The 14,517-nt window shown below is 65.7% G+C and carries 10 protein-coding genes and 1 tRNA gene; 6 read left to right on the forward strand and 5 right to left on the reverse strand.

Annotation, left to right across the window (positions count from 1 at the left end; all coding sequences use genetic code 11):
* Positions 1-443: 443 nt before the first annotated feature.
* Both parC and HLH45_RS12045 read right to left on the reverse strand, forming a co-directional pair.
* Positions 444-2,687: a DNA topoisomerase IV subunit A gene (gene parC, locus HLH45_RS12040; protein WP_008573881.1), complete on the reverse strand. Its 2,244-nt coding sequence runs from the start codon at positions 2,685-2,687 to the stop codon at positions 444-446.
* Between the two features lie 61 nt (positions 2,688-2,748).
* Complete coding sequence (locus tag HLH45_RS12045; RefSeq protein ID WP_008573880.1) at positions 2,749-3,600, reverse strand: AraC family transcriptional regulator; 852 nt, start codon at positions 3,598-3,600, stop codon at positions 2,749-2,751.
* 122 nt (positions 3,601-3,722) lie between these two features.
* On the opposite strand from HLH45_RS12045, the gene HLH45_RS12050 reads away from it, so the two are divergent.
* The 6 genes from HLH45_RS12050 (at position 3,723) to HLH45_RS12075 (ending at position 9,988) form a co-directional block, all read left to right on the forward strand.
* On the forward strand, positions 3,723-4,163 hold the full coding sequence (locus HLH45_RS12050) for a MarR family winged helix-turn-helix transcriptional regulator (protein ID WP_014089765.1): 441 nt from the start codon (positions 3,723-3,725) through the stop codon (positions 4,161-4,163).
* Positions 4,164-4,186: 23 nt separating this feature from the next.
* On the forward strand, positions 4,187-5,677 hold the full coding sequence (locus HLH45_RS12055; protein WP_181388247.1) for an AdeC/AdeK/OprM family multidrug efflux complex outer membrane factor: 1,491 nt from the start codon (positions 4,187-4,189) through the stop codon (positions 5,675-5,677).
* A 10-nt stretch (positions 5,678-5,687) separates the two neighbouring features.
* On the forward strand, positions 5,688-6,881 hold the full coding sequence (locus HLH45_RS12060) for an HlyD family secretion protein (RefSeq protein ID WP_031421872.1): 1,194 nt from the start codon (positions 5,688-5,690) through the stop codon (positions 6,879-6,881).
* 6 nt (positions 6,882-6,887) lie between these two features.
* Positions 6,888-8,468, forward strand: a complete 1,581-nt coding sequence (locus HLH45_RS12065) for a DHA2 family efflux MFS transporter permease subunit (protein ID WP_014089768.1) — start codon at positions 6,888-6,890, stop codon at positions 8,466-8,468.
* Between the two features lie 483 nt (positions 8,469-8,951).
* Positions 8,952-9,413: a hypothetical protein gene (locus HLH45_RS12070; protein WP_011346915.1), complete on the forward strand. Its 462-nt coding sequence runs from the start codon at positions 8,952-8,954 to the stop codon at positions 9,411-9,413.
* A gap of 155 nt (positions 9,414-9,568) precedes the next feature.
* Positions 9,569-9,988 (forward strand): STY0301 family protein, encoded by a 420-nt coding sequence (locus tag HLH45_RS12075; RefSeq protein ID WP_306460197.1) that lies wholly within the window; start codon positions 9,569-9,571, stop codon positions 9,986-9,988.
* Positions 9,989-10,119: 131 nt separating this feature from the next.
* Here HLH45_RS12075 and HLH45_RS12080 read toward each other — a convergent pair.
* From HLH45_RS12080 to HLH45_RS12090, 3 genes are all read right to left on the reverse strand, one after another.
* Positions 10,120-10,206: transfer RNA gene (locus HLH45_RS12080), tRNA-Leu, on the reverse strand.
* Positions 10,207-10,346: 140 nt separating this feature from the next.
* The gene (locus HLH45_RS12085; RefSeq protein WP_033478464.1) at positions 10,347-12,536 is read right to left on the reverse strand and encodes a beta-glucosidase family protein; all 2,190 of its coding nucleotides are present in this window, start codon (positions 12,534-12,536) and stop codon (positions 10,347-10,349) included.
* A 179-nt stretch (positions 12,537-12,715) separates the two neighbouring features.
* The gene (locus tag HLH45_RS12090) at positions 12,716-14,485 is read right to left on the reverse strand and encodes a M14 family metallopeptidase (RefSeq protein ID WP_008571403.1); all 1,770 of its coding nucleotides are present in this window, start codon (positions 14,483-14,485) and stop codon (positions 12,716-12,718) included.
* Positions 14,486-14,517 lie beyond the last annotated feature (32 nt).

Consider the following 14,517-nt stretch of genomic DNA (forward strand, 5'->3'; position numbering starts at 1 on the left):
TGATGCCAGTGCATCAGCAGTTTTATTGCCTGCAATGCCCCAGGTGTGCGGACGCCTGGTTGCGTTGCACGGGAGCAGTAGGGGAGCAACGTCCTGCAGCGGAGGGGTGGCGCGTTGAAGGAGGATAAGTTCCTCCGCCAGGGCAGACTCCTGCGTGTGTTGGGCCGCCCCAGCAGCCTAAGGCGACCGCAGTCCCAAACGCGCCGCTGCGCGCCGGGCGAGTGAATTGCCGTCTACTACTGCACCTCCAACCCGTCCACCTTCCGCCGCGCCCAGCAGCCTGAGGCGACCGTAGTCCCCACCGCGCCGCTGCGCGCCGGGCGAGTGAATTGCCGTCTCCTACTGCACCTCCAACCCGTCCACCTTCTGCCGCGCCCCAGCAGCCTGAGGCGACCGCAGTCCCCACCGCGCCGCTGCGCGCCGGGCGAGTGAATTGCCGTCTCCTACTGCACCTCCAACCCGTCCACCTTCTGCCACCCACGCGGCAACAACGATCCACGGCTCGCACGCGCACCCACATACGTATCCAGGTCCTTGAACGACAGGCTCATGGTGCGTGCGCCGCTGCGCACCAGCAGCGTGTTGCCTGGTGCGACCGCCACCACGGCCACCACGCGTTCGGTGCCGAGCTTGGCCTTGGGGATTTCGATGATCTTGTTGCCTTTGCCCTTGTCCAGCTCGGGCACGTCGGTGGCCGGCACCGCCAGCAGATTGCCGGCACTGGTCACGGCGACGATGCGATCGGTTTGCGGGTTGCTTACCTGGGCCGGCGTCAGCACATGCGAGCCGGTGGTGAGATTGAGCATCGCCTTGCCGGCCTTGTTGCGGCCGGTGAGGTTTTCGAAACGGGTGACGAAGCCGTAGCCGTGCGAGGATGCCAGCACGAAGCGGGTGGCGTTGTCGGCGCTGGCCATGACCTGGAACGCTGCGCCCGAGGCCGGCGAGAACCGTCCGGTCAACGGTTCGCCATTGCCACGCGCCGAGGGCAGGGTGTGCACGGCGGTGGAATAGGCGCGGCCGTCCGAATCCAGGAACGCCACCTGATGCGTGCTGCGGCTGCGCACTGCCGCCAGCAGGCCATCGCCTTCGCGGTAGGACATGCCGGCAGGATCTACCTCGTGGCCCTTGGCTGCCCGCACCCAGCCCTTCTCCGATAGCACCACGGTCATCGGTTCGCTGGCCACCATTTCGGTTTCGTCGATGGCCTGCGCGGCGCCACGCTGCACCAGCGGCGAACGCCGCGCATCGCCGAACTTCTTGGCGTCGGCAGTCAGTTCGTCCTTGATCAGCTTCTTCAGCTTGGTCTTGCTTTCCAGGATCGCCATGATCTGCGCGCGTTCCTTGGCGAGTGCTTCCTGTTCGCCGCGGATCTTCATTTCCTCCAGGCGCGCCAGTTGGCGCAGCTTGGTTTCCAGGATGTATTCGGCCTGTTCTTCGCTCAGCGCGAAGCGCGAGATCAGCACCGGCTTGGGTTCGTCTTCGCTGCGGACGATGCGGATCACTTCGTCCAGGTTGAGGAAGGCGATCAACAAGCCTTCCAACAGGTGCAGGCGACGCTCGACCTTCTGCAGGCGATGGTTGAGGCGGCGGGTCACCGTATCGCTGCGGAAGCTCAGCCATTCGCTCAGCAGGTGCTTGAGGTTCTTGACCTGCGGGCGGCCATCCAGACCGATCACGTTGAGGTTGACGCGGTAGCTGCGCTCAAGATCGGTGGTGACGAACAGGTGGCCCATCAGCTGTTCGGCATCGACGCGATTGGAGCGCGGCACCAGCACCACCCGCACCGGGCTGGTGTGGTCGGACTCGTCGCGGATGTCTTCCAGCCATGGCAGCTTCTTGGCGCGCATCTGCTGGGCGATCTGTTCGATCACCTTGGACGGGGAGACCTGGTAGGGCAGCGCATCGATGACGATGTTGGCGTGCTCTTTCTTGTAGGTGGCGCGCGCGCGTACGCTGCCGTGACCGGTCTCGTAGATGTTCCGCAGGTCCGCAGCCGGGGTGATGATCTCGGCGGTGGTCGGGTAATCCGGGCCCAGCACGTGCTCGCACAGGTCGGCGACGCTGGCATCGGGATCATCGAGCAGCCGCAGCAGTGCGCTGACGATCTCGTTGAGATTGTGCGGCGGCACGTCGGTGGCCATGCCCACCGCAATCCCGGTGGTGCCGTTGAGCAGCAGGTGCGGCAGGCGTGCCGGCAACCAGGTGGGCTCTTCCAGGGTGCCGTCGAAGTTGGGCGCCCAATCGGTGGTGCCCTGGCCAAGCTCGCCCAGCAGCACTTCGGCGATCGGGGTCAGCTTGGACTCGGTGTAGCGCATCGCTGCAAACGACTTGGGGTCGTCGGTGGAGCCGAAGTTGCCCTGGCCTTCGATCAGCGGATAGCGGTACGAGAACGGCTGCGCCATCAGTACCAGCGCCTCATAGCAGGCACTGTCGCCATGCGGGTGGTACTTACCGATCACATCGCCCACGGTACGCGCGGATTTCTTCGGCTTGGCGGCGGCGTTCAGGCCCAGCTCGCTCATCGCGTAGACGATGCGGCGCTGCACCGGCTTCAGGCCGTCACCCAGGAACGGCAGGGCGCGGTCGAGCACCACGTACATCGAGTAGTCGAGATAGGCGCGTTCGGCGTATTCGCGCAGCGGCAGCTGTTCAAAGCCGTGGAAGGTGGGGCGGGTCAGATCGGTCATGTAAAGCCAGGTCCTGCGTGAAGAGGAACCCGCGCCGGGGCGCGGGCTCGAAGAGCGCCGATTATCCGGATGCGGCGGGGGATGCCAAGCCGCGCGCATGCGGGCCGGCCAGATAACGGGTGGGCGGGGCGCCGAAATGGCGATGGAACACGCTGACGAAGGCGCTGGGGCTGCTGTAGCCAAGCTGGTCGGCAACCTGCGCCACCGCGTGGCCCTGGCTCAGCCGCCGCAGGCCTTCGGTCAGCCGTGCCTGCTGCCGCCACTGCGCAAAACTCAGGCCGGTCTCGTCGCGGAAATGCCGGCTCAGGCTGCGCGGCGACAATCCGCCCCAGTCGGCCCAGGCGTCGAGCGGGCGCGGGTCGGCGGGCGTATCGAGCAACTGGCGGGCGATCCGCAGCAGCCGGCGGTCGGCCGGCATCGGCAGGTGTAGGTGGTCGATCTGCACCTGGCATAGCTCGTCCAGCAGCACTGCGGCCAGACGTTGCTGGGCGGCATCCAGCGGCTGATCCAGTGGCCAGTCGGCGGCCCGCATGATGGCCTCGCGGGCCAGCCCGGTCAGCCGGATCACCCCGCCTTGCGCAGGCAGGGCGGCGCAGGCATCCGGCCGCACAATCACGCCCCACCCGCGCATCGGCCCGGCCAGCTCCACGGTGTGCTGCTGCCCGGGCGGCATCCAGCCGGCGCAGCCCGGCGGCAGCGACAGGGCACCCTGTTCGGTATGTACGGTGAGCACGCCATGCTCCACATACATCAGCTGGCCGCGGACATGCGCGTGCCAGGCAGTTTCCGGCGCCCACACCTCGCGCAGCTCCGCCAGAAGCGCGATCAGCACCGGCCCATCGGCCCTTTCGAAGCTGGCGCGTACGCCTGGTGGCAAGGCATCGATCTGGGTTGGCGGGTTTTCGATACTCATTGGCCGAATTGTATTACCGAGCCAGCGCACGCGCCGCGTAAGGTGGCGATCCTTGCGGGCGGTTTAATCCCTGGCGGGATAATTGCGTTGACAAATATATTTTTCGGAACAAAATGTGCGGCATGAATGTTTCGTCTTCCGCCACACCGTCGTTCGGCCTGTTGCTGCGTCAGGTGCGCGATGCGCTGATGCGCCAGCTCGATGCCGAGATGAAGGGCGAACTGCCCGATTTCGGTTTCAGCCACTACGTGGGCCTGAAGATCCTGGCGGTGCGCTCCCCGTGCACGGCCAACGAACTGGCGCTGGCGCTGGACCAGACCCCGAGCGCGGTGACCCGCCTGCTCGACAAGCTTGAAGCGCTGGGCGCGGTGCGGCGTGAGCCGCATGCGCAAGACCGGCGCGCGCTGCAGATCGTCATGACCGAGCAAGGCGTGGCGCTGTGGGAGCGGTTGCGCCTGCGCGGCGAACGCGCCATCGAGCACGGCCTGCGCGACCTGTCCGCGGCCGAGCGCGAACTTCTTACCTCACTTCTTATCCGTGTCCGCGATGCACTCAACTCATGAACGCTGCTAGTTCCCCGACCCAGATCCTGCGCCCGCGCTCGATGCGCCTGGCGCGGCCGCTCGTTATCACCGCCCTGGCATTGGCGTTGGCCGCCTGCGCCAGCAGCCGCGGGCTGAATCCGCAAGGCGCCGTGCTGGATCCGAGCACGCTGCATGCAGAGCGCACCCTGGCGCAGCAAACCACGTTGAGTCCGGCCGCGTGGCCGGCCAGCGATTGGTGGCGCGCGCTGGGCGATGCGCAGCTGGACGCGCTGATCGCCGAAGGCCTGCAGCACAGTCCCAGCCTCGCTGCGGCGGATGCGCGCCTGCATCAGGCGCAGGCGCGTATCGGCACTGCGCAGGCCGAGCGCGGCCCCAGCCTGTCGGCGTCCGGCGGCTACACCGGCCTGCAGCTACCTGAATCGATGGTCGGCGAAGAGCTCGGCGGCAGCTACGGCGGCAGCGCGCAGGTCGTGCTGGATTTCCGCTACGGCATCGATCTGTGGGGCGGCAAGCGCAGCGCGTGGGAAGCGGCGGTCGACCAGGCGCATGCGGCCGAAGTGGATGCGCAGGCGGCACGATTGAATCTGTCGTCTGCGATTGCCGAAGGCTATGCACAGCTCGCGTACGCGTGGAGCCTGCACGACCTGGCCAACGACGAATTGAGCCGTGCGCAGAAGACCCTGGAGCTGACCCGGCAACGCCGCAGCGCCGGCATCGACAGCGAGTTGCAGGTGCGCCAGGCGCAAGCGCGCGTGCCGGCCGCGCAGCAGCAGCTGCAATCGGCGCAGCAGCAGATCGACGAAGCCCGCACCGCGCTGGCGGCCTTGGTCGGGCAGGGCCCGGATCGCGGTTTGGACATCGCCCGTCCCGTACTCGGCGCGGGCATCGCCACGCAGTTGCCGAGCATGCTGCCGGCCGACCTGCTGGGTCGTCGGCCTGACGTGGTGGCGGCACGCTGGCGCGTGGAGGCGGCCGACAAGGACATCGCAGTCGCCAAGACCCGCTTCTATCCCAGCCTCAACCTCACCGCGCTGGGCGGTGTGATCAACCCGGATGTCGGCAAGCTGCTGGAAAGCGGCTCGGTGTTCGGGCTGGTCGCGCCGGCGCTGAGCCTGCCGATCTTCGACGGCGGCAAGCTGCGCGCCAATCTGGCCGGCAGCGACGCGCAATACGACCTGGCCGTGGCCGACTACAACCAGAAAGTGATCGCTGCGCTGCGCGAAGTGGCCGACCAGGTCACCGCCGTGCGTTCGCTGGAGCAACGCGCGCAGGCGCAGAACGATGCCGTGCAGACCGCCACGGCCGCCTTCGATCTGGCCCAGCAGCGTTACCGCGCCGGCATCGGCAGCTATCTGGAAGTGCTCAGCGTACAGGAGCAGTTGCTCCTCGCACGCCAACGCATGGCCGGGCTGCAGTCGCAACAACTTCTGGCCTCGGTGAGGTTGCAGCGTGCGCTGGGCGGCGGATTCACGCCGGAACCCGCACGCGACACCGCCCACGCCGCGCCCACTTCCGCACAACCGAATTCCTGAGACATCGACGATGAGCCAGACGACTTCAACTTCTCCTCAACCCGCACCGGCCGCGCCCAGCAAGCGCCGCGCTGCGCTGCGCATCGTGGCCATTGTGGTGATCCTGGCGATCATCGGTCTGGTGGTGTGGTACTTCCTGGTCGGCCGTTGGCACGAAGACACCGACGATGCGTATGTGCAGGGCAACCAGGTGCAGATCACCCCGATGGTGGGCGGTACCGTGGTCAGCATCGGCGCCGAAGACGGCATGCGTGTGGAGCGCGGCCAGTTGCTGGTGCAGCTGGATCCGGCCGACACCGAGGTCGCCTTGCAGCAGGCCGAAGCCAACCTGGCCAAGACCGTGCGTCAGGTGCGCGGTCTGTATCGCACCGTGGAAGGTGCGCAAGCGGAGTTGTCCGCTCGCGAAGTCACGCTGCGCAGTGCGCGCTCGGACTTCGCACGGCGTAAGGATCTGGCCGCCACCGGCGCGATCTCCAACGAAGAACTGGCGCATGCCCGCGACGAACTGGCCGCCGCCGAAGCGGCCGTAAGCGGCTCGCGCGAGAGCTTGGAGCGTAACCGAGCGTTGGTGGACGACAGCGCGGTGGCCAACCAGCCGGACGTACAGACCGCCGCCGCACAGCTGCGTCAGGCGTATTTGAACCATGCGCGCACCGGCGTGGTGGCGCCGGTGTCCGGCTATGTCGCACGGCGTTCGGCGCAGGTGGGTCAGCGCGTGCAGCCGGGCAGCGTGTTGATGGCGGTGGTGCCGCTGGAGCAGGTGTGGGTGGAAGCCAATTTCAAGGAAACCCAGCTCAAGCACATGCGCCTGGGCCAGGAGGTGGAACTGCATTCTGATCTGTACGGCGGCGGCGTGAGCTACACCGGCCGTATCCAGAGCCTGGGCCTGGGCACCGGCAGCGCGTTCTCGCTGTTGCCGGCGCAAAACGCCAGCGGTAACTGGATCAAGATCGTGCAGCGCGTGCCGGTGCGCATTGCAGTGGATTCCAAGCAGCTGGCCAGCAATCCGCTGCGGATTGGCCTGTCGATGAAGGTCGATGTGAACCTGCACGATCAGCAGGGCAGCGTGCTGCCGACCAAGGTCGCCAACGGCGCGGTGTTTTCCACCGACGTGTATGCGCAGCAGCTCAAGGCTGCCGACGCCGACATCCAACGCATCATCCAGGACAACCTGCCCTCGCAGGCTGCCAGCAAGGCGGGCTAAGCCACCATGTCTTCGCAAGCTCCCACCGCGCCCGGCGGCCCGGCGGCACCGGCGCCGGCCGCCGGATTTCGCCCGGCCAGCGTGGCGTTGTGCACCGTGGGCCTGGCCATGGCCTCGTTCATGCAGGTGCTGGACACCACCATCGCCAACGTCTCGCTGCCGACCATCGCCGGGAACCTCGGCGCCAGTTCGCAGCAGGCTACCTGGGTGATCACCTCGTTCGCCGTCAGCACTGCCATTGCGCTGCCGCTGACCGGTTGGTTGAGTCGCCGGTTTGGCGAAACCAAGTTGTTCGTGTGGTCCACGCTGGCGTTCACCATTGCCTCGCTGCTGTGCGGCCTGGCGCAGAGCATGGGCATGCTGGTGGTGGCGCGCGCGCTGCAAGGATTCGTTGCCGGCCCGATGTATCCCATCACCCAGAGTCTGCTGGTGTCGATCTATCCGCGCGAAAAACGCGGACAGGCGCTGGCGTTGCTGGCGATGATTACCGTGGTGGCCCCGATCGCCGGGCCGATTCTCGGCGGCTGGATCACCGACAACTACAGCTGGGAATGGATCTTCCTGATCAACGTGCCGCTGGGCGTGATCGCCAGCAGTATCGTGGGTTCGCAATTGCGGCATCGCCCCGAACAGCTCGAAAAGCCGCGCATGGACTACATCGGCCTGATCCTGCTGGTGGTTGGCGTGGGCGCCCTGCAGTTGGTGCTGGATCTGGGCAATGACGAGGACTGGTTCTCTTCCGACAAGATCGTGGTGCTGGCCTGCATCGCGGCAGTGGCGCTGGTGGTGTTCGTGATCTGGGAGTTGACCGACAAGGATCCCATCGTCGATCTCAAGCTGTTCCGGCATCGCAATTTCCGCGCCGGCACCTTGGCGATGGTGGTCGCATATGCCGCGTTCTTCAGCGTGAGCCTGCTGATCCCGCAATGGCTGCAGCGCGATATGGGTTACACCGCGATCTGGGCCGGCCTTGCGACTGCGCCGATCGGCATCCTGCCGGTGCTGATGACGCCATTCGTGGGTAAATACGCGCTGCGCTTCGACCTGCGCATGCTGGCGACCATCGCCTTTATCTTCATGTCCTTCACCAGCTTCTTCCGCTCCAATTTCAACCTGCAGGTGGACTTCGGCCATGTGGCCACGATCCAGTTGGTGATGGGCGTAGGCGTGGCATTGTTCTTCATGCCGGTGTTGCAGATTCTGTTGTCGGATCTGGATGGCCGCGAGATCGCGGCGGGTTCGGGCCTGGCCACTTTCCTGCGCACGCTGGGCGGGAGTTTCGCCGCGTCGTTGACGACCTACCTGTGGGCACGCCGTACCCAGGTGCACCACGCGCACATCACCGAGCACATTTCGGTGTACACGCCCGGCATGCAGGAGCAGGTGACCGCGATGGGGCAGGGCGACCTGCAACGCGGCGCGGCATCGCTCAATAACATGATCAACCACCAGGCTTCGCAGATGGGCTTCAACGACATCTTCTATCTGCTTGGATGGACCTTCCTGGCGATCATCTTCTTCCTGTGGCTGGCAAAGCCGCCGTTCGGCGCCGGCGCCGGGAGCGCGGCAGCAGCAGGGGGGCACTGAGCCCTTCTGTCCAGAGCGTTACGGCATCGTCGGCGGTGTCTGTGGTGCATAACGGCAAGCCGCTAGTTCGCGTCGTCGATGGGCTTGCCGATCTGGACACCACACAGCCAGCAACGCCGGAGCAGCGTTCGTTTGGCGTCGGTGCCATCTTGAAAAACACGCATCGCCTTTCCGCTGCACTCGCCGGCGGATGGCGACATGCGGGCATTTGCCCATGCGCTACGCACCGAAAACGCCGGTGCTGCAGACCAGCTTAGGGCGGGGCGTCAACACGGCCGAATCCACCATTGGTTGGCAGCGTGAGGGCGGCTCTCATGCGCGCGCGATGGGCCGCTTGCGCAGATAAGGCGCCAGGCGATCTCGCAGGGGTTGGGGTAGCATGCGTCGCTGCCGCTAGCGCGGTCCTGTTTTTTCCGCGAGGGCCACGTGCGGCGTCGTGCGCGGGCATGCCGCCTGCGTTTTTCATCACACAAGGAAGCTTCGATGATGTTTCGATCCTCATGGCGTCGCGTCTGTGCGACGACATTGCTCATTCCACTCCTTGGCATCGCTGCCGTTGCGCAGACGCAGGCCGCGGCCGCACGTCCGGAGGTGGCCAAGCAAGCCAAGGCGTATAGCTCCAGCGATGGCGTCAAGGTGTCGACCTTGCGTTACGGCCCGCGCGAAAAGAATCAGGCGCTGATGCAGGTGACCGGTGCCGACAGCGAGATCGACGACAAGATCCTGCTGGCAACGACGGCTGCCACGCAAAAGGACACCCGCTACACGGTTCAGCTGAAAGGCCGTCCGTATGTGCTGCTCATCCTCGACGAAGGCGGCGGCGAGTTGTACCTGCCAGGTGCGGCGAAGCCGGCGCGCGTCGGCTATGACGCCGGTGTGTCGGAGCAGATCAATCCCGAGCATTATCTGACCGATTATCTTGAGCAGATGGCCGGCAGCAAGTAAGCCACGCGACGCGCTGCAGGCCAGCGTGGCCAGGTCTGCAGCGCGGTCTGGTTTCAAAACGCGGCAATGTTGCCGCTTCGTACGGTGCAGTTGCACGCGAGGGGTTTGCGATCATGCCAGGGACGTCGTTCGTCGGATCATTGCGGTGCATAACGGTGCTTCTCGCACCGGTGCTTGCCTTGCCTGCCTTGGCCGAACCCACATTGCAGTGCCCGGCCGCGTTGCACATCACCGATGGCACCTTGCAGAGCCCGGACCTGCCGGTGGGCGCGCAGCTCGGCGTCGACCCGCACCAGGCGCTGCGGTTAGCGTCGATTGGCGTGTATTCGGGCCACCCCCGCGAGCGTGCCGCACTGGTGCCGCGCAACGCGGAAGCAGCGCAGCCGCGTGGCGTGGCGCACTGGGTCTGGCGTTTCGATGATGCAGACCCGCACGGCACCTATGTGGTTTGCGCGTACGGTGAGGCAGTGCAGGTGTCCCTGCGCATCAGCGATGACGCACGCACCTGCACAGGCACCTTGCGCAGCGACCCCATGCCCGCAGCCGAGCGGAGCGCATCCTTCGACTGCCAGTAGCGCGCCCGACCCGATGGCCGAGCAGGCGGCAGCGCACTGTCGATCAGCGCAGCGCGCTGCCCAGCCCAGGCGATCGCCCAAACGCAAAAAACCCCGCCGAAGCGAGGTTTTTTACGATCTACCGTGAGTCGTGGTGCCCAGGAGAGGACTCGAACCTCCACGAAGTTGCCCCCGCTAGCACCTGAAGCTAGTGCGTCTACCAATTCCGCCACCTGGGCGACTCAGGGGGCGAATTGTGCAAGCTGCGCGCGAGGCTGTCAACGCACCCGACACATTTTTTCGTCGCCCGTACGCAGTCTGGCAACCGAACCGGCCCGATGGTGGCGCACGCACGGGTTAGTGCATGCGCCACGTGCGCTCACGGCAACTGTGCCGCCTGCAGCGTGACCTGGGCAGTTTGCACCGGCTCGCTCGCCGAGCGCGCCAGTTGTACGCGGTACGTGCCTGCGGCGATCGTCCAGCGACGTGCCTGGGCATCGAAGTCGGCCAGGGTCCTGGGCTCTGCCACCACCTGCACGCTGCGTTTTTCGCCGGGCTTTAGCGTGAGCTTCTGCCAGCCGATCAGGCGCAGCGGGGTGGCGTGGCCGTCGGGCAGGGTGACGTAGAGCTGCGGCACGGCGGCGCCTTCGCGCGAGCCGGTGTTTTCCACCTCGAAGCTGGCGGTGAGCTGGCTGCCGCTTGCCTCCACCTGCAGCCCGCCCATGCGGAACTGCGTGTACGACAGGCCGTGGCCGAATGGGTAGCGTGGTGTCAGCTTGCGCGCGGCGAACCACTTGTAACCGACGTTAGCGCCTTCGATGGCGTAGTCAATGGTGTCTTCGCCAGGCTTGGCCGGCTTGAAGCCCAGCCCCGGAATCGACGGACGCGGCAGCTGCGATTCGTCCACCGGCCAGGTCACCGGCAGGTGGCCGGAGGGATTCACCGCGCCGGTCAGCAGGTTGGCGATCGCCTCACCGCCACCGATGCCCGGATACCACGCCTGCAGCACCGCCGGCACGCGTTCGGCCCACGGCATGCGCACCGGTCCGTTGGTTTCCAGCACCACGGTGGTCTTCGGGTTGGCTTTGGCCACCGCTTCGATCAACGCGTCCTGGTTGTCGGGCAAGCGCATGTCCGGCAGATCCACCGATTCGGCCGCCCACTGGGTGGCGAACACGATCGCCACATCGGCCGCCTTGGCGGCGCGTGCGGCAGCGGCGCGGTCGGTGCCGTCTACATAGTCGATTTGCGCATTCGGCAACGCGGAACGTAGCGCCTGCAGCGGCGAGGATGGGTGGATGATCACCGGGCCGGGCCAAGTGGTCGGGGTGATGCCGGGCACCGCGTTGCCGCCGTTGATGGTGTAGTCCACCCGCGAGGAGCCGCCGCCGGACATCACGCCCTTGTCGGCGTAGCCACCGATCACGGCAATGCGACGCACGTCCTTGGACAACGGCAATGTGGCTTGCTCGTTACGCAGCAACACGCTGCCTTCTTCGGCCACATGTTGCGCAGCCAACAGACCGGCCTTGCCGTCGATGGGCTGGCGCTGGGTCGGGTGATCGAAGGCACCATGCGCGAACAGGCTACGCAACACGCGCCTGACCATGTCGTCGAAGCGCGCGCGCGGCACCACGCCGGCAGACACCGCCATGCGCAGCGGCGTATCGAAAAACACCGCCGCGTCGAACACTTCGCCGGCCGATTGCTGGTCCAGCCCGGCCAATGCCGCCTTGGAACCGCTATGCACGCCGCCCCAATCGGACATCACGTAACCGGGGTATTTCCATTCCTGCTTGAGCACCTGGTTGAGCAGGTAATCGTGCTCGCAACCATAGGTGCCGTTGATCTTGTTGTACGAACACATCACCGAGGCCGGGTCGCCGATCTTCAGCGCAATCTCGAAGGCCAGCAGGTCCGATTCGTGCATCGCCTGCTCGCCGATCTGCGCGCTATGAAAGTTGCGCCTTGTTTCCATATCGTTGAGTGCGAAGTGCTTCATCGTGGACAGCACATGCTCGCTTTGCACGCCGCGAATCGATTCGCCGACCATGGTGCCGGCCAGCAACGGGTCTTCACCGGCGTATTCGAAATTGCGCCCATTACGCGGGTCGCGCTGCAGGTTGACGCTGCCGGCGAGCAACACGTTGAAGCCTTGCTGCCAGGATTCGCGCCCCATGGTCTTGCCGCCGGTATACGCCAGTTGCCTGTTCCAGCTCGATGCGGTCGACGGTCCGGATGGCATCGCGGTGGCGTAGTCGCCCTTGCGGATGCCGCCGGGGTTGGTCACGCCCACGCCGGCATCGGCCAGTTGCTGGGCGGGAATGCCCAGGCGCGCAATACCGGGAACGTAGCCGGCCGAACCGAGCGCGCCTTCGGGCTTGGGAATCTTGTCGGTGCCCAGGCCGAAATAGCTGCGCAGCATCTGGAATTTTTCGTCTTCGGTCATCTGCGCCAGCAGGCGGTCGGCGCGCTGGTCCGGGGTCAATGCAGTGTCCATCCACGGCTGCGAAGCGGGCGCGCCTTGCGCAACTGCCAGCGGCGCGGTCAGGGCGATGCCCAAGCCCATCACGACCGCCAGGACCAGGGGGCGTGGACGGTATTTGCGGACTGTAAACGGTTTCATATCGAGCTGTGGCACGGAATATCCTTGTGGTGCTGGGTCAAAACATATGAGAGGGGCACTAAGTGCCCACGTCTGGAAGGCGCGGTGATGCCGCGCCGACGCGTGCAGGAATCGGCAGGCGGCTAGAAGTCGGTCTGCGCGGTGCGGAGTACCGGGTAGAGCTGGTAGCGCTCATCCCAGGATGCGTGGCGCTTGGCAAAAAATTCCAGCCGCGCCTGCGGGTTGTTGGAAAAGTCCGGATCGCTGGCGATGCGCTGTTCGAACTGCGCCTTCAACGCGGCATCGTTGGCGAGCATGTCGCGCGCCACCTCTTCGGCGACGTAGGCTTCCATGTATTCCTTGCGCTCGAACGCGGTATTGAAAAAGCCCCACTGCAGCAGCGAATCCGGCGCCTGCGGTTCCAGGATCGCCATCACCAGGCGCGCCTTGGGTTGGGCGATCGGCACGAACAACGAGCCGGCCGGCACGCTGCGGGTTTCATTGCGCCACTGCCCGCTGAGTTCCACTGTCTGGTGGCTTTCGTTGGAGCGTGCTGCGAACTTGATCGCGTCGGCGCGGAAGGTTTGCACCGGCCGCTGCGCCGCAGTGCCGATGGTCGTGAATTGGATGCCATGCAGGCGCAGTTTTTCGCCCACCAAGGCCGCTTGCGCAGGCGGGACCAGGTAGCCGCCGCGTGGCGCATCCACCACCACATCGGGCTTGATCTGGTCGCGCAGCGGCACCTTCCAGACTTGCGGCTTGCTTTCGTCGTAGTGCGTCATCAGTGCCCCGGAAATCGGCGACGGTGTGCGCGTATACGCATAGCCACGGAACGCGACGGTGCGTGCGTCTGGGCTAGCAGCGAAGCTCAACGGTTCGGTCGTGCCGGCCAAACGCGTGGCGCGCTGATCGGCAGCCAATGCATCGGCGCGCCACTGCGTGCCATGGCGTGCGGCCTGCTGCAACACCGAGACGATGGCATTGCGGGTGATCCGCACACGGGTGGGGTAATCCTTCCACGAATGCGTTTCCACCAGCATGCCGAAGCGGTTGCGTAGCAGGAAATAGCCGTGCGAAAAGCGTGGCGGCGACACATCATCGGCAAAGCCGGAACTGGGGTCGTCTTCGTGCACGAAGGACGGGTAGTACGGCAGCGGCAACGAGCCCTGTTTTTTCAGATCGGCGAGCACTGCGTCGCGCCAGCGTGTGCCATCGCGCTGCAAGCCCGCATCGCCGGCATGCACCGGTTCCACCTGCACCGAGACGTCGTGCTCGAACTTGGCGCCGTCGGTGACGTGCAGGTCTACATACATCAACGGGTCCCATTGCTGCACCAGTTGCAGCATGGCCTGCATTTCCGGCGCGTCGGCCTTGACGTAATCGCGGTTGAGATTGAGGTTCTGCGCGGTGGTGCGCCAGCCCATCTGTTCGGGACCGCGCTGGTTGGGGCGGTTCCAGGCACCGAAGCGCTCATGCCCATCGACGTTGAATACCGGCACGAACACCCACACCAGCTTGTCCAGCACGCCATGGCCGGCCTTGCCATCGAGCAACTCGCGCAGGGCCAGAAAGCCCGCATCCTTGCCATCGATCTCGCCGGCATGGATGCCGCCCTGGACCAAAACCACCGGCAGCTTGCGTTGCGCGGCCGATTGCGCGTCGAGTGCGCCACTGGTGGAGACGATCAAGGCCTTCATCGGCCTGCCCTCGGGCGTGGTGCCGAACTGGATGCAACGCACCGCCTGCGGGTAGCGCTGCGCAAACGCATCGCACAGTGCAATGACTTCGTCGTAGCGGCCGGTCTGGATGAAACCGCTGCGCTCTGCCTGGGTGGTCAGCGGCGCGGCAGCCAGCGCGGCGGGGGCGGAAGTCAGCAGCAACAAGCTCAGGGCAAGGCGAGTGAAGCGGGGCATCCAGCGGTCCAGTGTTCCAGGAAAACGTTTGC

Source organism: Xanthomonas euvesicatoria (assembly GCF_013112235.1).
GTDB lineage: Bacteria > Pseudomonadota > Gammaproteobacteria > Xanthomonadales > Xanthomonadaceae > Xanthomonas > Xanthomonas euvesicatoria.

Excerpts from the sequence above, each read along its gene's own strand:
- HLH45_RS12060 (WP_031421872.1), top strand. The coding sequence starts at position 5,688 with ATGAGCCAGACGACTTCAACTTCTCCTCAACCCGCACCGGCCGCGCCC.
- HLH45_RS12045 (WP_008573880.1), bottom strand. The coding sequence starts at position 3,600 with ATGAGTATCGAAAACCCGCCAACCCAGATCGATGCCTTGCCACCAGGC.
- parC (WP_008573881.1), bottom strand. The coding sequence starts at position 2,687 with ATGACCGATCTGACCCGCCCCACCTTCCACGGCTTTGAACAGCTGCCG.
- HLH45_RS12050 (WP_014089765.1), top strand. The coding sequence starts at position 3,723 with ATGAATGTTTCGTCTTCCGCCACACCGTCGTTCGGCCTGTTGCTGCGT.
- HLH45_RS12070 (WP_011346915.1), top strand. The coding sequence starts at position 8,952 with ATGATGTTTCGATCCTCATGGCGTCGCGTCTGTGCGACGACATTGCTC.
- HLH45_RS12065 (WP_014089768.1), top strand. The coding sequence starts at position 6,888 with ATGTCTTCGCAAGCTCCCACCGCGCCCGGCGGCCCGGCGGCACCGGCG.
- HLH45_RS12090 (WP_008571403.1), bottom strand. The coding sequence starts at position 14,485 with ATGCCCCGCTTCACTCGCCTTGCCCTGAGCTTGTTGCTGCTGACTTCC.
- HLH45_RS12085 (WP_033478464.1), bottom strand. The coding sequence starts at position 12,536 with ATGGGCTTGGGCATCGCCCTGACCGCGCCGCTGGCAGTTGCGCAAGGC.